Source organism: Cupriavidus sp. FW305-26, from assembly GCF_058787975.1.
Genome location: NZ_JBYTAH010000007.1, coordinates 121,109 through 144,723, shown reverse-complemented (window position 1 = coordinate 144,723; position 23,615 = coordinate 121,109). Strand labels below are relative to the sequence as shown.

Below are 23,615 nucleotides of genomic sequence, written 5' to 3'. Positions count from 1 at the left end.
GCCCCCCGCTGAACACGCCCCGCCCCCTGACGCTGCAAGTCAATCACGCCGAGCACACGCTGAGCGTGGCCCCTGACACGCCGCTGCTCTACATCCTGCGCAACGACCTGTGCTGCAACGGGCCCAAGTACGGCTGCGGCCTGGGCCAGTGCGGCGCCTGCACGGTGCTGGTGGACGGCATGCCGGCGCGCGCCTGCGTGCTGCCGGTCAGGGCCGTGGTCGGGCACGCCGTCACCACGCTGGAAGGACTGGGCACCGATGCGCAGCCCGACCCGGTGCAGCAAGCGTTTATCGACGAGCAGGCCGCGCAATGCGGCTATTGCCTGAATGGCATGATCATGACCGCCAAGGCGCTGCTCGCGCAGAATCCCGATCCCGATGAGGCCCAGATCCGCGAGGCGCTGCGCTTCAACCTGTGCCGCTGCGGCACCCATGTGGAAATCGTGCGCGCGGTGCAACGTGCCGCGATGCTGCAACGGCAGACGGCCGGGGGGTCGGCATCGTGAACGAAGGACTCGTGCCCCAGGCCACCCCTGCGACCGCGGTCGCGGGCAGCATGCCGCCGCCCGCCGCCGACTGCCTGGTTGCCCGGGTGCTGACACCGCCTGGCCTGCGCTGGATCGACGGCAAGCCGCTGGCGGCACGCCTGCTGGGCGCGCAGCACGAGGCCGCGCTGGCGCTGCCGGGCGTGCGCGCGGTCGTCATCCGCAACAACTTTGCCGGCGTGGCGGCGGCTTCCGGCGCACAGGCCGCCAACGCAATCCAGGCGCTGCAGGCACGATGGTCCGCCCCGCCCCGCGCCGACGACGCACCGGTAACGCGCCACGCGCTGGCCCGGCGCGGCAATGCCGATGCGGTGCTGGCCGGCGCCGACGCGCGCCACACGCAGCACTACCAGTGGCCGCTGGCCGGCACCCGCGGCGAGGCGTATTGCACAGCCGTCGCCGACTGGCGCGACGGCAAGCTGACCGTGTGGCTGCCGAGCACGCGCCCAGGCGCGCTGCGCGCCGAGCTTGCCGCGCTGCTGGGCATCGCGCCGCAACAGGTGGTGCTGGCCTGCTGGCAATCGCCCGATGACCGCGCGGACCCGGCGCTGCTCGCGCCGCACGCCGCCGCCGACGCGGCGCTGCTGGCCCACGCCGCCGGACTGCCCGTGATGCGTCGGCTGTGTGCCGCCGATGTAGGCCTTGCCGATGCCGCGCTCGATGTGCGCGTCGACACCGCGCTGGCCGGCACTGCCATCGAAGCCTACGCCGCAACACTGGCTGGCACCGCCGCCCCGGCCGTACCGCTGGCGCTGTGGCTGACGCATACGGCATCGCCCGTGGCGGACGGCATCGATGCCGACCATGCAGGCGCCACCACCATGCCGCCCTATCGCATCCCGCATGTCGACCTGGTTGCGACAGGCAACGCCGCCGCGTTCGATGCCGCGCCACTGGCGGCCGCCCGGGCCCAGGTGTTCGCCCGGGAATCCCATCTCGACGAGCTTGCCGCCGCCTCCGGCACCGATCCGGTCGCACTGCGGCTGGCGCATCTCGACGATGCGCGCGGCACGGCACTGGTACGGCAAGTGGCCGAGCGCGCCGCCTGGACGCCGGCCGCGCCCCGCGCCAACACAGCGGCAGGCAACGTACAGCGCGGCCGCGGCTTTGCCTATGCCCACACCATCGATCACGAAGCCGGGCAGACCTGGTCGGCATGGGTGGCCGAGGTCGAGGTCGACGGCACCACCGGCGAGCTGGCGGTCACGCGCGTGACGGTGGGGCATGACAGTGAATCGCTGCCGCGCGCGCAAGCCGCGCCGTCCGCGCGCTCGCTGGAGCTGGCCGTGGCCGATGCTGCCCTGCAGCTGACGTCGGCCACGCCCGCCTTCGACACCTGGCCGGCCGAGGCGCCATCTGCCAGCCAGGCGCTGCCGGCCGTGCCGGGCAGCGCCCTGCCGGAAGTCCGCCTGGCTGGCACGCTCGCCCCGCATGACGCGCTGGCTGCCAGCCCGACCGGCACCATGCCCGCCGCCGCGGCCGTGGCCAATGCCATCTACGATGCCACCGGCGTGCGCCTGCGCGCGCCGCCCTTCAGCGCCGACCGCATCCGGCTGGCGCTGGCCGAGGCCAGGCCCGGCAGCCAGCGCAGCAAGCGCGGCTGGATCGCCGCAGCCGCCGCAGCCGCTGCCGGCGTGTGCGCCACGCTGATGCCCTGGCGCGCGCCGATCGCACCGGTGGCGCCGCCCGAGGCCGGCTTCTACTCCGCCGCCACGCTCGAACGCGGCCGGCTGGTGGCCGCCGCGGGAGACTGTGCGGTTTGCCATACCGCGCCGGGCGGCGCGAAGAACGCCGGCGGCCTGCCGCTGGAGACGCCCTTCGGCACGGTCTACAGCACCAACATCACCCCGGATGTGCGGACCGGCATCGGCAACTGGTCCTTCGCCGCGTTCGAGCGCGCCATGCGCGAGGGCATCCACCGCGACGGGCGCCGCCTGTATCCCGCGTTCCCGTACACCGCATTCGCGAAGATCAGCGACGGCGACATGCAGGCGCTGTATGGGTACCTGATGTCGGCAGAGCCGGTGAAAGCCGAAGTCCCGCAGACGCAGCTGGCGTTCCCCTTCAACCTGCGCCCGCTGCTGGCCGGCTGGAACCTGCTGTTCCATCGCAACGAGCGCTTTACACCGGACCCGTCGCGCTCCGCGCAATGGAATCGCGGCGCGTACCTGGCCGAAGGGCTGGGCCACTGCAGCGCCTGCCATTCGCCGCGCAACGCGCTCGGCGGCGAAAAGGGCGGCCGCCAGTACCTGACCGGCGGCAGCGCCGAAGGCTGGGAAGCGCCGCCGCTGACCGCGCTGTCGCAAGCACCGCTGCCCTGGACCGAAGCGGCGCTGTTCACCTACCTGCGCGGCGGCTATGCGCCGCACCATGGCGCCGCGGCCGGACCGATGGCACCGGTGGTCGAGGAACTGGCGCAACTGCCTGAGTCCGACGTGCGCGCGATTGCGCACTACGTGGCCTCGTTCGGCACGCCAGCGCCCTCGCCTGCCGTACTGGCCGCACAGGCAGCGCAGCTCGAGCAGCGCAGCGCGCAGGCCGCGCGCACCCTGGGCGGTCCCGGCGAACGCCTGTACCAGAGCGCATGCGCGGTCTGCCACCAGTCGGACCAGGGCATCGCCCAGTTCGGCGTCAAGCCTTCGCTGGCGCTCAATACGAACCTGCACAGCAAGCTGCCGGACAACGTGATCCAGGTGCTGCTGCAAGGCATGCCGGCACCGCCCAACAGCGAACTGGGGGCGATGCCGGCCTATGCCGACACGCTCGACGACCAGCAGATCGCGCAACTGACGCAGTACCTGCGCGCGCGCTTTGCGCCCGACAAACCCGCATGGCAGGACCTGGAGAACACCGTCGCGCGCCTGCGCGCGATGCCTGCCCACTAGGACTAGCAGACCCGGCGGGGCCGGCTCGCCGCGCCTGCCGCATCCACGCTGACCGCACCTACGCCGTGCCTGGCAAGGCGCTTCGCCACCGGGCAGGGAACGTGCATTCCCGCGCCGGCGCCATGCGCGCCACGCGCGGGAAAACCCCGAGGAGGGAAAACGCAATTCGGCCTTGCCCGCCAGTTTCATGTAGCTTACGCTGAACGATCATGTAGTGCGCACTACATGAGTGCCGCGTGGCTCGCAGCGGTGCCGCCCCGCACAAGGACGGCGCGCCGCAAGCGGCAGACGAGACAACAAAACTAAAAGATTGGCCCTTTACATCACCGGAAGCGCTGGCCCGGGGCTTGCATAGTCCCCCGCAGCGCCGACCGGGAGGCCGGGCCTGGACCAACCAAGGGTAGACAACAAGGAGTGACTATGTCGTATCAGAACCAAGCAGGTGTTGCGAGCGTGCTACCGGGTCAGTTCTAGCCTCGCCAATTGGAGTACTCACCACGTTTCGTTGCAATTCGGTGCGATTGCCCCGGTGTGATCATCACGCATTAGTCAGTACCGTCTGGCCCTGCTTCGATACGTGTGCGTCCGAGTTCAAGAACCAGCCTATAAAGACAGGTAGACAACATGTCGTCATCAATTTCATCCATGGCAACAACGACCATCCCGGAAGTCACGCTAGGCGCGTCCCCACAGCCCAGCGCGCGGGGAGCGTCGCCTCAAACCATCACGATCGAGCAAGGCATCCGCGCGGCCGGCGTCGGCCGGTTCCAGTATCGGCTCTTCGTCATCTTCGGCCTGGTCTGGCTGGCTGACGCGATGCAGGTGCTGTCGATCGGCTTCACCGCGCCGTCGATTGCGGCGACCTTTGGCATTCCCGTACCGACCGCTCTGCAGACCGGGACGATGTTCTTTGTCGGCATGCTGATCGGCGCTTTCGTGTTCGGCCGGCTGGCTGACAGGATCGGCCGCCGGCCCGTGCTGATGATGGCGGTGGTCATCGACGCCATCTGCGGTGTCGCTTCCGCTTTCGCACCGGACTTCCAGTGGCTGCTGTTGCTGCGCTTCCTGACCGGCATCGGCGTCGGCGGCACGCTGCCCGTCGACTACACCATGATGGCCGAGTTCCTGCCCTCGGACCGGCGCGGTCGCTGGCTGGTCCTGCTGGAGTCGTTCTGGGCCGTCGGCACGATCCTGCTCGCCATTCTTGCGCTGATCGCCGTGTCGCGAGGCAATGATGCCTGGCGGCTGATTTTCCTCGTCACGGGCATCCCGGCCCTGGTCGGCGTGGTGTTCCGCTTCTTTGTTCCCGAGTCTCCGCTCTACCTGAATAAATCGGGTCGCTCGGCCGAGGCGCGCGCGGTGCTGCAGCGTGTCGCCACCGCCAATCGCGTGTCCGTTGAAATCGGCAACCTGGAGCCGCAGCCGATGGAGCGCAAGTCGGTCTTTGCGCTGTTCGCGCGCGGCTGCCGGCGCCGCACCATCTGCCTGCTTGCCGCCTGGGCGCTTATCTCGATCGCCTACTACGGCGTTTTCGTCTATCTGCCGGTCAAGCTGGCGGGCCAGGGCTTTGGCTTCATGCGCGGCCAGGTCTTCCTGATCGTGCTCGCGCTGGTGCAGCTCCCCGGGTTCGCGCTGGCCGCGCACGGCGTCGAGCGCTGGGGCCGCAAGCCGACCCTGATCGGCTTCCTGCTGCTCAGCGCGGCAGGCTGCATGCTCTACAGCCTGGGTACGTCCACCGCGCTTATCGTCGGCTCGACCCTGCTGATGAGCTTCTCGCTGCTCGGTACCTGGGGCGCCCTCTACGCCTTCACGCCCGAGGTGTACCCGACCGACCTGCGCGCCAGCGGGATGGGCACTGCGGGTGCGATGGCGCGCTTTGGCGGCCTGTTCGCGCCGTCCATCATTGCACCGATCATGGCCAGCCAGTTCACCCTCGCCCTGGCGCTGCTTTCGTCATTTCTTGCCGTGGCGGCGATCGCCATCTACATGGTGGATATCGAGTCGAAGAACCGCGCGCTTGACTAGCGCAAGGCGCCGCCGGACGCTCCCGGCGGTTCAGGGAGCCCGCCGGCGGCGCTGGCGTGGGCGGGTCCCGGAAGCGAAGCCACGGGCAGGGCGGCCCGCTTCCATTACAATCCGGCTGCAACGGCGCGGCGCGCTGGTCGACCCGATCTCGCCGCCCGCTTCACCTGCTTGCCCCTATCCCGCCGAGCCCTCGCCGCCAGCCATGAAACAAGACCCGCGCTTTCCCAACCTGTTCATCCTCGACCACCCGCTGATCCAGCACAAGCTCTCGCACATGCGCGACAAGGAAACGTCGACGCGCACCTTCCGCGAACTGCTGCGCGAGATCACGCTGCTGATGGGCTATGAGATCACCCGCAACCTGCCGCTGACCACGCGCCGCATCGAGACGCCGCTGGTGGAGCTGGACGCGCCGGTGATCGCCGGCAAGAAGCTGACCATCGTGCCAGTGCTGCGCGCGGGCGTGGGCATGAGCGACGGCCTGGTCGAGCTGATCCCGTCGGCGCGCATCGGCCATATCGGCGTGTACCGCGACGAGCAGCACCGCCCGGTGGAATACCTGGTGCGGCTGCCCGACGTGGAGGACCGCAGCTTCATCCTGTGCGACCCGATGGTCGCCACGGGCTATTCGGCTGCGCATGCCGTGGATGTGCTCAAGCGGCGCGGCGTGAAGGACGAGGCCATCACCTTCGTTGCGCTGGTGGCGGCGCCCGAGGGCGTGGAAGTGTTCCAGAAGGCGCATCCGAACGTGCAGCTGTTCGTGGCCTCGCTCGACAGCCATCTCGACGAGCACGCCTACATCGTGCCGGGCCTGGGCGATGCGGGCGACCGCCTGTTCGGCACCAAGAACTGAGTGGCGCGCGGCGGGCTGGCTTGCGCTTGACCGGCCTCAATAGTCCGCGCCACAGGGCTCCCTACACTGGCGGCAGGCGCCGGCGAGACCTCGCCGGCGGCCATCGCCAAAGCAAAGGGAGCCAAGCATGGAAGCCTTCAAGATCCTGTTCAGTACCAGCACCGGCCTGATGAGCCTGGGCGTGATCGTCTTCATCATCGGCATGGGGTGGTTCTTTGCGCGGATGTTCGCGCGCAAGATGCGCGAGGATGCGGCAGCGGCCAAGGCGCAGCAACAAGCGCAGCGTCGCTAAGGGAAAGGGCCGCATCGTGCGGCCCTTTCCGTCATTGCGTCAGTCCGGGTCTTTACTTCTTCTTGCCCAGCAGGCTCCCCAGCACGCCGCGGATCAGCTCGCGCCCGACCTGCGAGCCCACCGTGCGCGCGGCCGACTTGGCCATCGACTCCAGGATCGAATCGCCGCGGCCGGTCTTGCCGGTGCCCTTGGTCAGCGTGCCGAAGATGTCGCCGGCCGTGCCGAGCCAGCCGCTGTCCTGCTCGCCCGCTGGCTGCCCCGCCGGCGCGCCTCCGGCGCCCTTGCCGTTGCCATTGCCGACCGTCGCCACGCTGCCGCGCAGCTTTTCATAGGCGGATTCGCGGTCCACGGTCTTCTCGTAGGTGCCCGCCACGAGCGAACCGGCGATCAGCTGCTTGCGCTCTTCCTCCGTCGCCGGGCCGATGCGGCTGCCCGGTGCCAGCACCCAGGCGCGCTCGGTCACGCAGGGCGTGCCCTTGGCATCCAGGAACGACACCAGGGCCTCGCCCACGCCCAGTTCGCCGATCGCGGTTTCCAGGTCCAGCTTGGGGTTGGCGCGCATGGTGGTGGCCGCCACCTTGACCGCCTTCTGGTCGCGCGGGGTAAAGGCGCGCAGCGCATGCTGCACGCGGTTGCCCAGTTGGCCCAGCACGGTGTCGGGGATGTCGATCGGGTTCTGCGTGACGAAGTACACGCCCACGCCCTTGGAACGCACCAGCCGCACCACCTGCTCGATCTTGTCGAGCAGCGCCTTGGGCGCATCGTTGAACAGCAGGTGGGCCTCGTCGAAGAAGAACACCAGCTTGGGCTTGTCCAGGTCGCCGGCCTCGGGCAGCTTCTCGAACAGCTCGGACAGCATCCACAGCAAGAAGGTCGCGTACAGCCGCGGCGCGTTCATCAGCTTGTCGGCGGCCAGGATATTGACCACGCCCTGGCCCTTCTCGGTCTGGATGAAGTCTTCCAGGTTCAGCATCGGCTCACCGAAGAAGACATCCCCACCCTGCGATTCCAGCGCGATCAGCCCGCGCTGGATGGCGCCGATCGAGGCGGCCGAGATATTGCCGTACTCGGTGGTGAACTGGCCGGCGTTGTCGCCGACGTACTGCAGCATGGCGCGCAGGTCCTTGGCATCGAGCAGCAGGAGGCCATTGGCGTCGGCAATGCGGAACACCAGGTTCAGCACCCCCTGCTGGGTGTCGTTCAACTCCAGCATGCGCGACAGCAGCAGCGGGCCCATGTGCGAAACCGTGGCGCGCACCGGGTGGCCCTTCTCGCCGAACACGTCCCACAGCGTGGTCGGGCACGCGCCCCATGCCGGCTCCGGCAGGTTCAGGTCGGCCAGGCGCTGCTTGAGCTTGTCGGACGGCTGGCCAGCCTGCGAAATGCCGGTCAAGTCACCTTTGACGTCCGCCATGAAGACCGGCACGCCCAGTCGCGAGAAGCCCTGCGCCAGGGTCTGCAGCGTGACGGTCTTGCCGGTGCCGGTGGCGCCGGTGATCAGCCCGTGCCGGTTGCCCATCTGCGGCAGCAGCACCAGTTCATGTTCGGCGTTCTTGGCGATGAGGATGGGGTCGGCCATGATGTTCCTGGGGTTTTGAGGTCTGGCACCGCGGGACTCGCCACGGCAGCGGCGCGGGCAGGCCCGCGTGATAAAATCCTGGGCTGATTATAGCCAGCCGCCAGGCATATCCGTCACCTGGCGCGCGCTGTCCGAGGGCTTTGCCACCCCGGCCACGGCGCGCATGGCAACCCCGCACAACATCACCGCAGATCACCGCATTCCGCTTCGGAGAGAATCATGGCCGGTCACTCGAAATGGGCCAATATCAAACACAAGAAGGCCGCCGCTGACGCCAAGCGCGGCAAGATCTGGACCCGCCTGATCAAGGAAATCACCGTTGCCGCCAAGCTCGGCGGCGGCGATGTCGACTCCAACCCGCGCCTGCGCCTGTCGATCGACAAGGCCATGGACGCGAACATGCCCAAGGACAACATCCAGCGCGCGATCCAGCGCGGCGTGGGCGGCATGGAAGGCGCCAACTACGAAGAAATCCGCTACGAAGGCTACGGCCTGGCCGGCGCGGCCATCATCGTCGACTGCCTGACCGACAACCGCACCCGCACCGTGGCCGAAGTGCGCCATGCGTTCTCCAAGCACGGCGGCAACATGGGCACCGAAGGTTCGGTGGCGTTCATGTTCACCCACTGCGGCCAGTTCCTGTATGCCCCCGGCACGCCGGAAGACAAGCTGATGGAAGCCGCGCTCGAAGCCGGCGCCGACGACGTCGTCACCAACGACGACGGTTCGATCGAAGTCACCTGCCCGCCCAACGATTTCTCGGCGGTCAAGGCCGCACTGGAAGCCGCCGGCTTCAAGGCGGAGGTGGCCGACGTGGTGATGAAGCCGCAGAACGAAGTCAGCTTTGCCGGCGACGACGCGGCCAAGATGCAGAAACTGCTCGACGCCCTGGAAAACCTGGACGACGTGCAGGAAGTCTTCACCAACGCGGTGATCGAAGACTAAGCTGCAACAAGCCCCCATCGGCGGCGCCCCGGACACAGCCCAGGCCGCCGCCTTTTAGTATGTGTTTCTTTTCTGGCAGTGATCATGAAAGTATTGGTTGTCGGCTCGGGTGGACGTGAACACGCGCTGGCCTGGAAATTGGCCCAGTCCCCCAAGGTGCAGGTGGTGTACGTGGCGCCGGGCAACGGCGGGACCGCGCTCGACAAGCGCCTGCAGAATGTTCCGCTGACCGACCCCGAGGTCATCGCCGCCTTTGCCGAGCGCGAGGGCGTGGCCTTCACCGTGGTTGGCCCCGAGGCCCCGCTGGCCGCCGGCATTGTCGATATCTTCCGCGCCAAGGGCCTGCGCATCTTCGGGCCGACCCAGGCTGCCGCGCAGCTGGAATCGTCCAAGGACTTCGCCAAGGCGTTCATGGAGCGCCACGGCATCCCGACCGCCGCTTACCAGACCTTCTCCGACGCCACCCAGGCGCACGCCTACATCGACGCCCAGGGCGCTCCGATCGTGATCAAGGCCGACGGCCTGGCCGCGGGCAAGGGCGTGGTGGTGGCGATGTCGCTGGAAGAAGCGCACACCGCGGTCGACATGATGCTGGCCGACAACAAGCTCGGCGACGCCGGCGCGCGCGTGGTGATCGAAGAGTTCCTGGACGGCGAGGAAGCCAGCTTTATCGTGCTGGTCGACGGCAAGAACGTGCTGGCGCTGGCCACCAGCCAGGACCACAAGCGCCTGCTGGATGCCGACGCCGGCCCCAACACCGGCGGCATGGGCGCGTATTCCCCCGCCCCGGTGGTCACGCCCGCGCTGCATGCGCGCGCGCTGCGCGAGATCATCCTGCCGACCGTGCGCGGCATGGAAAAGGACGGCATCCCGTACACGGGCTTCCTGTACGCCGGCCTGATGATCGACAAGGACGGCAACCTGAAGACGCTGGAATTCAACTGCCGCATGGGCGACCCCGAAACCCAGCCGATCCTGGCGCGCCTGAAGACCGACCTGGTCGATGTGATGGAGCACGCCGTCAACGGCAAGCTCGACAGCATCGAGCTGGACTGGGACCGCCGCACCGCGCTGGGCGTGGTGATGGCGGCCTACGGCTATCCCGACAGCCCGCGCAAGGGCGATGCCATCACCGGCATCCCGGCCGAGACCGACGACAGCGTGACCTTCCACGCCGGCACCACCCTCAAGGACGGCACCCTGCTGACCTCGGGCGGGCGCGTGCTGTGCGTGGTGGGCCTGGCCGACACCGTCAAGGCAGCGCAGCGCGCCGCCTATGCCGCGGTCGAGCAGATCCGCTTCGACGGCATGCAGTACCGGACCGACATCGGCTACCGCGCCATCAAGCGCTGATCCTTCCCGGCAAACGCCGTTCCGGCCGGCATGGCTGATCCGCCTTGCCGGCCAGCTTTGGACCTGCGCGACCCGCCGGCCGCCTCAGCCGGTACAATCGTGACAACGCTGTGACGCGCCCGGCAGCCGCCAAGGCTGCCGGGCTGCCCTCAGCCCGGTCCATCCGCTTTCCGCCAACCATGATCGATTCCCAGGCAGTCCGTGCCTATCTGCTCGGTCTGCAAGACCGCATCACCGATGCCATCGGTGCCATCGACGGCCAGCCGTTCCTGACCGACGCCTGGGAGAAACCGCCCACCGAACGCCTGCGCGGCAGCGGCCGCACCCGCATCCTGGAAGGCGGCGCGGTGATGGAGCGCGCCGGCGTGGGCTTCTCGCACGTGAGCGGCGACACCCTGCCGCCGTCGGCCACCGCCAACCGGCCGGAGCTGGCCGGGCGCAGCTTCGAGGCCATGGGCGTGTCGCTGGTGTTCCACCCGCGCAATCCCTATGTGCCCACGGTCCATATGAACGTGCGCTGCTTCCTGGCGCTCAAGCCGGGGGCCGAGCCGGTATGGTGGTTCGGCGGCGGCATGGACCTGACGCCCTACTACGGCGACGCCGGCGACTGCGCGCACTTCCACCGCGCCTGCCAGCAGGCGCTGGCGCCCTACGGCGACGACCTGTACCCGCGCTTCAAGCAGTGGTGCGACGAGTATTTCTTCCTGCGCCACCGCAACGAGGCGCGCGGCGTGGGCGGGATCTTCTTCGATGACTTCTCCGCGCTGGGCTTCGAGCGCAGCTTCGCCATGATGCAGTCGGTCGGCGACGCCTTCCTGGACGCCTACCTGCCGATCCTGCAGGCGCGCAAGGACACGCCCTACGGCGAGCGCGAGCGCGGCTTCCAGGCCTACCGGCGCGGGCGCTACGTCGAATTCAACCTCGTGTTCGACCGCGGCACGCTGTTCGGCCTGCAGTCGGGCGGACGCGCCGAATCCATCCTGATGTCGATGCCGCCGCTGGTGACCTGGCGCTATGACTGGCAACCGGAACCGGACAGCCCCGAAGCGGCGCTGTACACCGATTTCCTGCCAGCGCGCGACTGGGCCTGACGCCTGACCTATGGCCAATCCAGCGCAACACCGCAAGCCCGCCGCCGACGCGGGAGAACCGCCGCAACCGTCCGCCCGCCCCTATCGCCTGGGTATCCTGGGCGGCACATTTGATCCTCCCCACGTCGGCCACCTGGCACTGGCGCGGCTGTGCATCGAACACCTTGGGCTGGATGAGCTGGTGTGGATACCCACCGGCCAGTCGTGGCAAAAAGGCGACGACGTGACCCCTGCCGCCGACCGCCTGGCCATGACCGAACTGGCCGCCGCGGCGCTTGGCGACAGCGGCGCCAGAGTCCGCGTGAGCCGCATGGAAGTGGACCGCGCCGGCCCCAGCTACACCATCGACACGGTACGCCAGCTGCGCGCCGAATACGGCCCCGAAGCCTCGCTGTGCTGGCTGATGGGCGCCGACCAGCTGCTGCGCCTGCACACCTGGCACGGCTGGCAGGCACTGTTCGAACACGTGCATCTGTGCACCGCCACGCGGCCGCGCTTTGAGCTGGCGGCACTGGAGGGTCCGGTGCTGGCGGCACTGGCCGAACGCCAGGCTGACACGCACCTGATACAATGCACGCCCTCCGGCCGGATGTGGATCGACCAGACGCTCGCCGTCGACCTGTCTTCCACCCACCTGCGCCAGCGGCTGGCAGCCGGCCAGCCGGCAGATGACCAACTGCCGCCCGGCGTGGCACACTACATTGCCAACCACGGGCTGTACCGCGACGCCCCGGCCAGGGCATGACCGGGGTTGCACCAGTCCCGGCGCCCACCCCCAACCGATCTCAGCTGAACAAGAAGACACCATGGATATTCGTAAACTGCAACGCGCCATCGTCGACGGCCTCGAGGATGTCAAAGCGCAGGACATCAAGGTGTACGACACCAGCCACCTGACTGAACTGTTCGACCGGGTGGTGATTGCCAGCGGGACATCCAACCGCCAGACCAAGGCGCTGGCAGCGTCGGTGCGGGATACGGTGAAGGGAGCCGGCGGCCATATCGTGGCGGTCGAGGGCCTGGAAACCGGCGAATGGGTGCTGGTCGACTGCGGCGACGCCGTGGTCCACATCCTGCAGCCGCAGTTGCGCCTGTACTACAACCTGGAAGAGATCTGGGGCGACAAGCCGGTGCGCATGAAGCTGGCCGCCGGCGGCCGCGGCCTGGCCAAGGCCAGCGAGCCGATGGACGAGGACGAGGACGAGGCCCCGGTGCGCACCGTGCGCCGCGCCAGCAACCTGCGCCCCGCGCTGGCCCGCCTGCCCGAAGGCATGAAGGAGCCGTCGCCGCCGATGGGCCATGAGGACACCGACGCGGACGCCATCGCCACCATCCGCAAGCCGGCCCGCAAGACCGCCACCAAGACGGCAGCGACCAAGACCGCCGGCACCCGCGCCGCGGCGCCGCGCAAGACCGCTGCCGGCACCACCGCGCGCAAGACTGCAACCAAGACCGCGGCCAAGAAGGCCCCGAGCAAGAGCGCAGCAGCCAAGCCGGCCGCGCGCAAGCGCACCACCCGCTCGGCCTGAGTCCCGGCGCGCGGCCGCCCGGCGGCCGCGCAGCATGACCCATCCCTGCCCCATGCAACTGGTGATCGTGGCCGTCGGCCACAAGATGCCCGGCTGGATCGAAACCGGCTTCAGCGAGTACGCCAAGCGCATGCCGCCCGAGCTGCGCATCGAACTGCGCGAGGTCAAGCCCGAAACCCGCTCGTCCAGCAACAACGCCGCCACCGTGATGCAGCGCGAAGCCGCGCGCATCGAGGCGGTGCTGGGCTCGCTGTCGAAGCAATGCCGCATCGTCGCGCTGGATGAGCGCGGACGCGACTTCACCACCGTGCAACTGGCCGCGCAGCTGACCGACTGGCAGCGCGAGGGCGGCGACGTGGCCTTCCTGATCGGCGGCGCCGACGGGCTCGACCCCGCCCTGAAAGCCCGCGCCAGCACCCTGATCCGGCTGTCCAGCCTGACCCTGCCGCACGGCATGGTGCGCGTGCTGCTGGCCGAGCAGCTGTACCGCGCCTGGTCCGTCACACAGAACCACCCCTATCATCGGGCCTGATCCCGGCTGTCGCCGGAAGGCCCCTCCGCCGCGATGCCCGACACCCTGCACGACTATCTTTACCTCGCCTCGCAGAGCCCGCGCCGCCGCGAGCTGCTGACCCAGCTCGGCGTGCGCTACGAACTGCTGCTGGCCGATGACGACGAGGATGCCGAAGCGCTCGAGGCCGTCCAGCCCGGCGAGCCCCCCGACGACTACGTCCAGCGCGTCTGCGCGCTGAAGGCCGAAGCTGCGCTGCGCCGTCGCGAACGCCGCGCGCTGCCCGATGCGCCGGTGCTGACCTCCGACACCACGGTCTGCCTGGGCGGCCGCATCCTGGGCAAACCCGCCGACGGCGCCGATGCCGCGGCCATGCTGGGCGCGCTCTCGGGCAGCACCCACCGCGTCCTGACCGCTGTGACGATCGTGTCGACCACGGGCATGCGGCATGCGCTGTCGATCTCAGAAGTCACCTTCCGCCCGATGCAGCCCGCCGAGATCGAACGCTACGTCGCCAGCGGCGAGCCGCTCGGCAAGGCCGGTGCCTACGGCATCCAGGGCCGGGCGGCCGAGTTCGTCGAGCGGATCAGTGGCAGCTATTCAGGTATCATGGGCTTGCCCTTGTTTGAGACGGCGGCGTTACTTCGCCAGGCCCGCCTGCAGTTCTGAGCAGCGCCCTCCGTGCCCAGACAAGACCCGGCCCAGCGCCGGGCCACCCTATACAGCCGGGCCACCGGCGACGCGTTTCACCCGCTATGACTGAAGACATCCTCGTCAACATCACGCCCCAAGAGACCCGCGTCGCCATCGTGCAGCAGGCCGCGGTGCAGGAATTGCATGTCGAACGCACGCTCACGCGCGGGCTGGTCGGCAATATCTACCTGGGCAAGGTGGTGCGCGTGCTGCCCGGCATGCAATCGGCCTTTATCGATATCGGCCTGGAGCGCGCCGCCTTCCTGCACGTGGCCGACATCTGGCATCCGCGTGATGCCGACCGCAACAATTCCACCCCGCAGCTGGCCATCGAGAAGACCCTGTTCGAAGGCCAGGCACTCATGGTGCAGGTAATCAAGGACCCGATCGGCACCAAGGGGGCGCGCCTGTCCACCCAGGTGAGCATCGCCGGGCGCACCCTGGTGTACCTGCCGCAGGACCCGCATATCGGCATCTCGCAGCGCATCGAGGGCGAAGTGGACCGCGAGGCGCTGCGCAGCCGCGTGCAGGGCCTGGTGCCCGACGACGAGCGCGGCGGATTTATCGTGCGCACCATTGCCGAGGAAGCGACCGACGAAGAACTCGGCAACGATATCGCCTACCTGCGCAAGATCTGGGGCGCGATCCGCCAGAACGCCACTACCCTGCCCGCACCCAACCTGCTTTACCAGGACCTGAACCTGGCCCAGCGCGTGCTGCGCGACTTTATCAACGACGCCACCGGCGTGATCCAGATCGACTCGCGCGAGAACTACCAGATGCTGCTGGAGTTCGCCAAGGAATACACCCCGGCGGTGCTGCCGCGGCTGTCGCACTACACCGGCGAGCGCCCGATCTTCGACCTGTTCAATATCGACGCCGAGATCGAGAAGGCGCTGTCGCGCCGGGTGGACCTGAAGTCGGGCGGCTACCTGATGATCGACCAGACCGAGGCGATGACGACCATCGACGTCAACACCGGCGGCTACGTGGGCGCGCGCAACTTCGACGACACCATCTTCAAGACCAACCTGGAGGCGGCCCACACCATCGCGCGGCAGCTGCGCCTGCGCAACCTCGGCGGCATCATCATCATCGACTTCATCGATATGGAGAACGCCGAGCACCGCGACGCGGTGCTGTCCGAGCTGAAGCGAGCGCTCGCACGCGACCGCACCCGCATCACGGTCAACAGCTTCTCGCAACTGGGCCTGGTCGAGATGACGCGCAAGCGCACGCGCGAGTCGCTGGCGCATGTGCTGTGCGAGCAATGCCCGGTCTGCCACGGCAAGGGCCAGGTCAAGACGCCGCGTACGGCCTGCTACGACATCCTGCGCGAGATCATGCGCGAATCGCGCCAGTTCAACCCGCGCGAATTCCGCATCCTGGCCTCGCAGGAAGTGATCGACCTGTTCCTGGAAGAAGAAAGCCAGCATCTGGCGATGCTTGGCGACTTCATCGGCAAGCCGATTTCGCTGCAGGTGGAATCGACGTTCCACCAGGAACAGTACGACATCATCCTCATGTGAAGATGCCGGCGCAGGCATGGAAAGGCCCGCTCACTGGCGGGCCTTTCCGCATTCTGGCCGGACTAGGGCCGGATCACGACTTGCGGACTCACCACGAAGGCAGGTTCGGGCTGGTAATACACAGCCGGCGGCGGCTGGTACACGACCGGCCGGTCCTTGCACTTGCGCTCTTCCTTGTACTCGCCGTTGTCTTTCCACTTGCGCTTGATCTTGCAGTTGCCGACCCAGAACTCTTCCTTGTAGTCGCCGCCCTTGTGCCGGCGCGCGTAGCGGTGATCATCATCGTCGTCCCAGTCGTCATCGGCATGGGCGGCGGCGGAGAGGGTGCCAAGGAGCACGGGCAATACGATGAGGGCAACAAGGGCGCGGGGCTTCATTTTGGCGGCGGCGAGCGATGGTTGAGAAAGGCTAGCACGCCGCATTCCGCATCTGTGTATCAAGCTGATTACGAACGTAACTGCGCTGCAGCGCCTGCGCGTGTCCGCTAGCGTCCGTCTCCTTACGGACTCGGTGATGGTCCTACTCCAATTCCGTTTGCCATCCGCTATAACTAAGCCAAGGTAGTCAGCGGCATCCGCACGGATGCCGCGCCCGGCTTGCCGCCCCGATGCGGGGCGCGGCCCGGTCGGCAAGCAAGGAGTCCGGCATGAACGCCACGAACCATGGGACCTGTCTGCTGGCCCTTCTGTTGTCGGTGGCGTGCGCGCCATTGCCGATTGTCAAGCGCGCCCCCGCACCGCCGCCCGAGGCGAAGGGCGAAGCAGTCGCCGCCGCGCCCAAGGAGCGCGCCACCCCGATCGCGAACAAGACCATCAACATTGCCGCCGCCTGCAAGCGCACCGAGGAAGACGGCTTCCGCGAAGACGCGCTGATGGACGTCAAGGCCAACGAGGTGCGTGCGCTCAAGTGGAAGCTATGGGTATCGCGGCGCGGCAGTTGCGAATTCAACCTGGCCGAGTTCCGCCAGGTCCGCGCGACCCCGCACATCGAACTGCAGGCCATCGACGGCAGCCAGTGCAAGCTGCTGGTGTGGCAGGATCCGCGCCGCGTGACGCTGGCCCATAACCGCTGCGAGAAGCACTGCACGCCCGGCATCTACGAGCAGGCGTGGCCGGTGCTGTTCGACCCAAAGAGCGGTGCCTGCGCCGAGGTGCGCTGAGCCGCTGCGGCATTACTTCGCTTTCGGCACCCGGCCCATCAGGTAGAACTCGTCGTTCGGGCGCATGCTGACGGTGTTGGCCATCCGGTTCGACAAGCCGAAGAACGCCGTGATCGCGGCAATATCCCAGGCATCCTCCTCGGAAAAACCGTGCTCGCGCAGCGCAGCAAAGTCGGCATCGCCCACTTCATGCGACGCCTTGCACACCTTCACCGCGAAGTCGAGCATCGCGCGCTGGCGCTGCGGAATATCCGCCTTCAGGTAGTTCACCGCCACCTGGTCCGCCACCAGTGGCTTCTTCTCATAGATGCGCAGGATCGCGCCATGCGCCACCACGCAGTACAGGCACTGGTTGGCACCGGAAGTCGCCACCACGATCATCTCGCGCTCGCCCTTGGTCAGGCCGCCCTCCTTGAGCATGAGCGCGTCGTGGTAGGCGAAGAACGCGCGGAACTCGTCGGGACGGTGCGCAAGCGCCAGGAAGACGTTGGGGACGAAGCCGGCTTTTTCCTGGACTTCCAGGATGCGGGCGCGGATGTCGTCGGGGAGGTCGGTCAGCGCGGGAACGGGGTAGCGGCTGATGGCGAATGCCGGGTCGGACATGGTGGTCTCCTGTTGGATAGGCGTCATCGATCGTGAGCTTCTGATGCAGATACTAACGGATCGGCATGGGTGTGGCGGGCGCCATGTCGCCCATGCACCGCACGGACACATGTCCCCTGCATCAGGCATACTACGCACCTTCCGAACCAGGCAGGCATACTGCCCACCATACTGTTCCTGATGAAACGTATTCTCATCGTCAAGCTGACCTCTCTCGGCGACATGGTGTTCACCCAGCCGCTGGTCGCGGACCTGCAGCGGGCCTTTCCCGGCGTCAAGATCGACTGGATCGCCGACTCATATTGCGCCGACGTGCCGCGCTGGAATCCGAATATCGAGCGTGTGATTTCCGCGCCGCTGCGCGGCTTCAAGAAATCGCGCAATTGGGCAGGCTTGCGTGCGATCTTCAGCGCGCTGCGTGAACTGCGTCGCGAGAAGTACGATGCGGTGCTGGACGTCCACGGCGTCTACAAGAGCGCCATCGTGACGTTCCTGGCACGCACGCGCAATCGCTATGGCTACCCCGTGGCAGAGTTGGGCGAGAGCGGCGCTCGCTTCGCCTACAACCATGTGTTCCAGCCATTTGTCGAAGAAGATTGCGCGCGGCAGCGGATGCGCCGCGCCGTCAGCCGCGCCCTGGGCTATGAGCTGACCAGGGACATGGACTACGGCCTGGAGATGCCAGCAGACACGCCGGCGCCGGCCGCCAAGGGTCCGTACGCGATGCTGTTCCATGCCACCTCGAGCGAGGAAAAGAAGTGGCCGGTCGCCGACTGGATCAGCGTGGGCAGCGCGATCTCGGCTCGCGGGCTGCGCGTGCTGGTGCCCTGGGGCAACGACGCGGAGCGCAAGGAAGCCGAAACCATCGCCGCCAGCGTGCCCAACGCCGAAGTGATGCCACGCCTGAGCATCACCGGTGTGGCGCAGATGGTAGGCAAGGCATCGCTGGTGGTTGGCATGGACACCGGCTTCGTGCATATCGCCGATGCGCTGCGCCGCCCGACCGTGATCCTGTTCACGACCACGTCGCGCCACCTGTACGGCGTCGATGCGCCGGGCCGCGCGGTCTCGCTGGGCGGCGGCGGCGTGGTGCCGCGGCGGGATCAGGTGCTGGCTGCCATCGACGAAGTGCTGGGCGTGCAGCCGCCCGTCACCTCGCCAAACTGAGCACGAAGGAAACGACAAAGGCCGGCGCAAGCGCCGGCCTTTGTCGTTGGCAGGTCCGTTACCCTTGCTGCGTCGCGAACTGGATCCGGTGCAGCCCGGCGTACAGGCCGTTGGCCGCAAGCAACTGCGCGTGCGTGCCCTGCTCCGCCACGCGCCCGTGGTCCAGCACCGCGATGCGGTCAGCATTCTCGATGGTGGACAACCGGTGCGCAATCACCAGCGTGGTCCGGCCCTTCATCAGTTCCTCCAGCGCCGCCTGGACCTGGCGCTCGGACTCCGAATCCAGTGCCGAAGTCGCCTCGTCCAGGATCAGGATCGGCGCGTTCTTATACAGCGCCCGGGCAATCGCCAGCCGCTGGCGCTGACCGCCGGACAGCTTCATGCCGTTGTCGCCAATATTGGTGTTCAGGCCCTCCGGCAGCCCCTTGACCGTTTCCGTCAGGTAAGCGGCCGCCAGCGCGCGCTCAACGCGGGCCATGTCGATCTCGCGGTCGGATTGCGCGCCATATGCCACATTGGCGGCGACGGTGTCGTTGAACAGCACCACGTCCTGGCTGACGAAGGCAATCTGGTTGCGCAGGTCCTTCAGCGACAACTCGGTCAGCGGCGTGCCATCCAGCAGGATGCGCCCGCCAGTCGGGTCGAAGAAGCGCGGCACCAGGTTGACCAGCGTGGTCTTGCCGCTTCCCGACGGGCCCACCAGCGCCACCACTTCGCCCGGACTGACGCGCAGGTCAATGCCCTCCAGCGCGGCGCGCGATGCTTCACCGTAGCGGAAGCCGACTTGCTCGAAGGCCAGCTCGCCACGGGCACGACCCAGCATCTTGCCACCGTCCTGCGGCTCGATCGGCTCATCGATCAGCCGGAAGATCATCTCGGCTGCGGTGATGCCGCGTGTCAGCGGCTGGTTGATGTCGGTCAGGTGCTTGAGCGGCGAGATCAGCAGCAGCATCGCCATCACAAAGCCGGTAAAACCGCCCACCGTGGTCTGGTTGGCCTGCGCCTGCACCATCGCAATGGTGATGATCACCGACAGCGCCAGCGCGGCCAGGAAGGCCGTGACCGGCTGGTTCAACCCGCCGGCAACCGCCATGCGCATCGAGTAGTTCTTGAGCCGCTCGGCCACGGTGCGGAAGCGGCCCATCTCGTAGGCCTCCCCGCCGTGCAGCTTGACCACCTTGTAGCCGCCCACGGCCTCTTCCACGACATAGGCAGCGTTGTTGGTAAAAGCCTGGTGATCGCGGTTGAGCTTGCGCAGCCGGCGGTTGATCTTCGACATCAGGTAGCCGATCACCGGCAGGATCACCGCCACGATCAGCGTCAGGCGCCAGTTGGTATAGAACAGGTAGATCAGCAGCGCGACAACCGTCAGCGAGTCCCGCACCAGCGTGATAAAGACGCTGGTCAGGATCTGCAGCACCTGGTTGACCTCGAAGATCACGGCGTTGATCAGCGAAGCCGCCGTGTTGCGGTGGAAGAACGACGCCGGCGCCTGCAGCAGGCGCTCGAACATCTGCAGGCGCATCTTCAGCAGCACGCGGTTCGAGATCAGGTTCAGCAGGTAGCCCGAGGCAAACTGCGCCACGCCGCGGATCAGGGCCACGCCGGTCAGGATGGCGGGGACATGCCACAGCGTGCCGGCGTAGTCGCCGCCGAAGCCCTTGTCGAGCAGGTCATTGACAACCTTGGGGATCACCCCTTCGCTGCCCGCAACCACGGCCATGGCGAGGATAGCGCCGATGAAGATGCGTAACTCGGGGCGCAGGTAAGACCAGAGCCGGCTGGCCATGCTGGACGGCACGGCGGCACCTGGCGAAATGGGCGGTTTGGATGTGGTCACTGATATTTCTTGTGTGTGGAGGCGGCGTGCCGGCCCGGCGCTAGCCCGGCCGCTTCTGCCGGGCTACCCGAAGGAAGGGCCTGACGATGAGCTGGAACAGGAAGCGCTGATAGACGTAGCGGCGCAGATAATAGCCGATGCTGCGCTGAGCCTTGTCGGTGGCGTCCAGGTCGGCGCGATGCGTTTCGAGCGACGAGGTCTCGGCCAGCTCGGTCAGGCCGATGCAATATGGCACCACCGCACTGACCGACACCAGGCCCTGCTTTTCGAAGGCCGACCAGTAGTCGGCCGCGCACCACATCGGCTGCAAGCCCGCCAGCAGCCGTCGCGCTGCGGCACGCGTCACCACGTAGCCGTGCGCGCGCCACCATTCGCCGTAGCGCCTGACCAGGCGTCGTTCACCGCCGAGCCTGCGGGCACCCCAGCGGGTGTACTTGTCGACATGGGACAGCAGCACTACCTCCGCCCGGTCCGGATCCAGGCGCGACTCCAGGTCGGCCAGCACGGTTGCCAGGTCGGGGCCAGGCGAAGCATCGTCCTCCAGCACCAGCGCAAAGGCGGCGCCGTCGTCGAGCATCTTGCGGTATACACCGAGGTGGCTCAACCCGCACCCGACCTCGCCCCGGCTCATTGGCCGGTAGCGCGCGGCGGCGGCCGCGGCATCGTACTTGCTGGCCACTTCCTGCTCCGCCAGCACGCGGCCATCCACGGCCCGGAACACCTGGAACGGGATGCCAAGGCCCGCCAGCTGGCCGGAAATGCGCTCCCGGCGTTCCCGCGCGGAGTCGAGATTGATGACGTAGGCGCCGATCATGCGGCCAGCACCAGTGTGTCCAGTCTTGCCCGGATTGCAGCCGGCAACAGAGAGACCAATGCTGCACGCGCAGGCAGAAGGAAGACTTCTTCCATCCCGGCGGAACGGAACAATTGTGCTCGTATCATCAATTTGAGTTTCAGGGAGCGGCCCGCTAGCCGACTCGATGGCATCAGGGTGCGCGGAGGGCGCCATGCGCCAGTGCGGTAGAATACGCGGTCTCGATCCAGCGCCTGGCGCCGTGGGCGACTCCGGCGGCCCGTCGGTCTTGTCCGACCTGCGTGCCTCCCCTATGTTCCATGAGAGTCTCGGCCGTCATCATTACCAGGAATGAAGCTCACAATATCGGGCCATGCCTCGAAAGCGTGTCCTGGTGCGAAGAGGCGATTATAGTGGATTGGGCCAGCACGGATGACACTGTGGCGATTGCGCGTGCCGCCGGCGCCACCGTCATCCAGACCGACGACTGGCCTGGCTTCGGCCCGCAGAAGAACCGCGCGGTTGACGCCGCCACGGGCGACTGGATCCTGAGTCTCGACGCCGACGAACGTGTCACGCCCGCCCTGCGCGACGAGATCCTGGGCCATCTGAAGCGGTCCGACGCCCACGCGCTTGCGCTGCCGCGCCTGTCAGCGTTCTGCGGCACCTTCGTGCGCCACGCCGGCTGGTACCCGGACTATGTGACCCGGGTCTTCCGCAAGGGCCGCGGCCGCTTCACGGATGACCTGGTCCACGAACACCTGAAAGTGGACGACCCGGTCACCCATCTGCGCGAGCCGCTGATCCATTACAGCTACCGCACATTGTCGGACGTGCTGCGCAAGATCGACAGCTACTCCAGCGCAGGCGCGCAGCAGGCCTACGCGCGGGGCAAGCGTAGTTCGGTGGCGTCCGCCGCGGGCCACGGCCTGTGGGCCTTCATCCGGACCTACCTGCTCAAGCGCGGCTTCCTGGACGGCAGCGCAGGCTTCGGCGTGGCGCTGATGAATGCGCAGGCAAGCTACTACAAGTACGCCAAGCTGGCGCAGTTGCAGGCCGACACCGATCTCAAGGCAGCCGCCCCTGAGGTCACCCGTTGAGGCGCCGGCCGCCCCTCCCCTTTATTCCATGCATCGATGAAAGTTGGCATCTCCTGCAATCGCTTCGGCGCTGGCGGCGGCCTGGAACGCTATGCGCTCGACATCAGCCGGGCCATGGCAGGCCGCGCCGGCACCGAGGTGTCGGTCTACGCGCGCCGCTTCGACGCCGGCGTGGCAGAGTCGGCCGGCATTGTCCCGCACCGGATCGTGGTGTCGTGGCTGCCCGGCAAGCTGCGCGACCGCTACTTCTCGTGGCGGCTGCAAGCGCGCCGTCCCGCGGACGAAGTGCTGATCGGCTGCAACCGCGTGCGCGGCTCCGATATCGCCATCTGCGGCGGCACCCATCGCGGCTATCTCGGCGCGCGCGGCACGACAGCGCGCCGCTCCGACCAGTGGCAGATCGACCTGGAGAGTGCGCAGTATGCTGGCGCGCACCGCGTGGTGGCACATTCGGCGCTGATGCGCCGCGAGGTGATCGAGCTGTACGGGATGCCGCCGGACCGCGTGGAACTGATCTACCCGCCGGTCGACACGCAGCGCTTCACGCCGGTCGACGCCGACGCGCGCGCCGCGTTGCGCCGTGAGTTCGGTTTCGGTGACGATGAGGTCGTATTCCTGTTCCCGTCTTCGGGCCATGCCCGCAAGGGTTTCGACCTGCTTGCCGACTATTTCTCCAAATCGGACCTGCCGATCACGCTTGCCGTGGCCGGCCGTCCGGTCGGGCGCACCATCCCGCGGGTACGGGAACTGGGCTACAGCAGCCGCATCGACGCGCTCTACCGCGCCGCGGACTTCACCATCCTGGCGTCGGGCTATGAACCGTTCGGACTGGTCGGCGTGGAATCGGTGCTGTGCGGCACACCGCTGGTCTTTGCCGACAATATTGCCTGCCTGGAGGTGATCCGGCCGCAGGCGGTGCATGCCTTCGCACGCGATCGCGCCGAGACGCTCGACCGCGCGATTCACGCCGCGGTCGACGCGGCACGCAGCGGCCAGGGCCGGCTGGCGAATCCGATGGCGATGCTCAACTACGATCCGGGCATCGAGGCCCACGTCGACGCGCTGCTAGCACTGGCGGCCAGCGCGCGCGCCGCCCGGCAGGCGGCCTGAGACCGCCGCTGCC

At 67.7% G+C, this 23,615-nt stretch carries 22 protein-coding genes; 17 read left to right on the top strand and 5 right to left on the bottom strand.

The features are described from left to right. The first annotated feature begins 8 nt into the window (after positions 1-8). From AC3WQZ_RS07005 to AC3WQZ_RS06985, 5 genes are all read left to right on the top strand, one after another. Complete coding sequence (locus AC3WQZ_RS07005) at positions 9-506, top strand: (2Fe-2S)-binding protein (protein ID WP_010812899.1); 498 nt, start codon at positions 9-11, stop codon at positions 504-506. 50 nt (positions 507-556) lie between these two features. After that, positions 557-3,430, top strand: a complete 2,874-nt coding sequence (locus tag AC3WQZ_RS07000) for a c-type cytochrome (protein WP_492300240.1) — start codon at positions 557-559, stop codon at positions 3,428-3,430. Between the two features lie 624 nt (positions 3,431-4,054). After that, positions 4,055-5,455 (top strand): MFS transporter, encoded by a 1,401-nt coding sequence (locus AC3WQZ_RS06995; protein ID WP_011614790.1) that lies wholly within the window; start codon positions 4,055-4,057, stop codon positions 5,453-5,455. Positions 5,456-5,657: 202 nt separating this feature from the next. Further along, positions 5,658-6,308, top strand: a complete 651-nt coding sequence (gene upp / locus AC3WQZ_RS06990) for a uracil phosphoribosyltransferase (RefSeq protein ID WP_010812902.1) — start codon at positions 5,658-5,660, stop codon at positions 6,306-6,308. 127 nt (positions 6,309-6,435) lie between these two features. Continuing rightward, complete coding sequence (locus AC3WQZ_RS06985; RefSeq protein ID WP_010812903.1) at positions 6,436-6,600, top strand: DUF3149 domain-containing protein; 165 nt, start codon at positions 6,436-6,438, stop codon at positions 6,598-6,600. A gap of 52 nt (positions 6,601-6,652) precedes the next feature. Here AC3WQZ_RS06985 and AC3WQZ_RS06980 read toward each other — a convergent pair whose 3' ends face one another. Further along, positions 6,653-8,179, bottom strand: a complete 1,527-nt coding sequence (locus tag AC3WQZ_RS06980) for a helicase HerA-like C-terminal domain-containing protein (protein WP_010812904.1) — start codon at positions 8,177-8,179, stop codon at positions 6,653-6,655. A 219-nt stretch (positions 8,180-8,398) separates the two neighbouring features. Here AC3WQZ_RS06980 and AC3WQZ_RS06975 point away from each other — a divergent pair, with 219 nt between their 5' ends. From AC3WQZ_RS06975 to rng, 8 genes are all read left to right on the top strand, one after another. Next, on the top strand, positions 8,399-9,124 hold the full coding sequence (locus AC3WQZ_RS06975) for a YebC/PmpR family DNA-binding transcriptional regulator (RefSeq protein ID WP_010812905.1): 726 nt from the start codon (positions 8,399-8,401) through the stop codon (positions 9,122-9,124). 84 nt (positions 9,125-9,208) lie between these two features. Continuing rightward, positions 9,209-10,477, top strand: coding sequence for a phosphoribosylamine--glycine ligase (purD, locus tag AC3WQZ_RS06970; protein ID WP_010812906.1), 1,269 nt, complete (start codon positions 9,209-9,211; stop codon positions 10,475-10,477). Between the two features lie 179 nt (positions 10,478-10,656). Then, on the top strand, positions 10,657-11,568 hold the full coding sequence (gene hemF / locus AC3WQZ_RS06965; RefSeq protein WP_010812907.1) for an oxygen-dependent coproporphyrinogen oxidase: 912 nt from the start codon (positions 10,657-10,659) through the stop codon (positions 11,566-11,568). A gap of 10 nt (positions 11,569-11,578) precedes the next feature. Beyond that, positions 11,579-12,313: a nicotinate-nucleotide adenylyltransferase gene (locus AC3WQZ_RS06960; RefSeq protein WP_010812908.1), complete on the top strand. Its 735-nt coding sequence runs from the start codon at positions 11,579-11,581 to the stop codon at positions 12,311-12,313. A gap of 61 nt (positions 12,314-12,374) precedes the next feature. Next, a complete protein-coding gene (rsfS, locus tag AC3WQZ_RS06955) occupies positions 12,375-13,097 on the top strand; it encodes a ribosome silencing factor (RefSeq protein WP_492300234.1) in 723 nt (240 codons plus the stop codon). A 52-nt stretch (positions 13,098-13,149) separates the two neighbouring features. Then, on the top strand, positions 13,150-13,629 hold the full coding sequence (rlmH, locus tag AC3WQZ_RS06950) for a 23S rRNA (pseudouridine(1915)-N(3))-methyltransferase RlmH (RefSeq protein ID WP_011614787.1): 480 nt from the start codon (positions 13,150-13,152) through the stop codon (positions 13,627-13,629). A gap of 33 nt (positions 13,630-13,662) precedes the next feature. Then, complete coding sequence (locus tag AC3WQZ_RS06945) at positions 13,663-14,277, top strand: Maf family protein (protein WP_492300232.1); 615 nt, start codon at positions 13,663-13,665, stop codon at positions 14,275-14,277. An 86-nt stretch (positions 14,278-14,363) separates the two neighbouring features. Further along, positions 14,364-15,830 carry a ribonuclease G gene (gene rng, locus AC3WQZ_RS06940; RefSeq protein WP_010812912.1) on the top strand — a complete coding sequence of 489 codons (1,467 nt, stop codon included), beginning with the start codon at positions 14,364-14,366 and terminating at the stop codon, positions 15,828-15,830. Between the two features lie 62 nt (positions 15,831-15,892). Here rng and AC3WQZ_RS06935 read toward each other — a convergent pair whose 3' ends face one another. Next, positions 15,893-16,207, bottom strand: coding sequence for a hypothetical protein (locus AC3WQZ_RS06935; RefSeq protein ID WP_058696970.1), 315 nt, complete (start codon positions 16,205-16,207; stop codon positions 15,893-15,895). Between the two features lie 269 nt (positions 16,208-16,476). Here AC3WQZ_RS06935 and AC3WQZ_RS06930 point away from each other — a divergent pair, with 269 nt between their 5' ends. Beyond that, positions 16,477-16,989: a hypothetical protein gene (locus AC3WQZ_RS06930; RefSeq protein ID WP_439671426.1), complete on the top strand. Its 513-nt coding sequence runs from the start codon at positions 16,477-16,479 to the stop codon at positions 16,987-16,989. 12 nt (positions 16,990-17,001) lie between these two features. Here AC3WQZ_RS06930 and AC3WQZ_RS06925 read toward each other — a convergent pair whose 3' ends face one another. Further along, the gene (locus AC3WQZ_RS06925; protein WP_492292683.1) at positions 17,002-17,592 is read right to left on the bottom strand and encodes a peroxidase-related enzyme; all 591 of its coding nucleotides are present in this window, start codon (positions 17,590-17,592) and stop codon (positions 17,002-17,004) included. 180 nt (positions 17,593-17,772) lie between these two features. On the opposite strand from AC3WQZ_RS06925, the gene waaC reads away from it, so the two are divergent. Beyond that, positions 17,773-18,759 (top strand): lipopolysaccharide heptosyltransferase I, encoded by a 987-nt coding sequence (gene waaC / locus AC3WQZ_RS06920; protein ID WP_010812916.1) that lies wholly within the window; start codon positions 17,773-17,775, stop codon positions 18,757-18,759. A gap of 58 nt (positions 18,760-18,817) precedes the next feature. Here waaC and msbA read toward each other — a convergent pair whose 3' ends face one another. Continuing rightward, the gene (msbA, locus tag AC3WQZ_RS06915; RefSeq protein ID WP_174549456.1) at positions 18,818-20,548 is read right to left on the bottom strand and encodes a lipid A export permease/ATP-binding protein MsbA; all 1,731 of its coding nucleotides are present in this window, start codon (positions 20,546-20,548) and stop codon (positions 18,818-18,820) included. A 91-nt stretch (positions 20,549-20,639) separates the two neighbouring features. Further along, positions 20,640-21,413 (bottom strand): glycosyltransferase family 25 protein, encoded by a 774-nt coding sequence (locus tag AC3WQZ_RS06910; protein ID WP_010812918.1) that lies wholly within the window; start codon positions 21,411-21,413, stop codon positions 20,640-20,642. Between the two features lie 299 nt (positions 21,414-21,712). Here AC3WQZ_RS06910 and AC3WQZ_RS06905 point away from each other — a divergent pair, with 299 nt between their 5' ends. Together AC3WQZ_RS06905 and AC3WQZ_RS06900 are read left to right on the top strand one after the other, a co-directional pair. Then, positions 21,713-22,492, top strand: a complete 780-nt coding sequence (locus AC3WQZ_RS06905) for a glycosyltransferase family 2 protein (RefSeq protein ID WP_037023915.1) — start codon at positions 21,713-21,715, stop codon at positions 22,490-22,492. Positions 22,493-22,528: 36 nt separating this feature from the next. Then, positions 22,529-23,602 (top strand): glycosyltransferase family 4 protein, encoded by a 1,074-nt coding sequence (locus AC3WQZ_RS06900; RefSeq protein WP_011614782.1) that lies wholly within the window; start codon positions 22,529-22,531, stop codon positions 23,600-23,602. Positions 23,603-23,615: the final 13 nt, after the last annotated feature.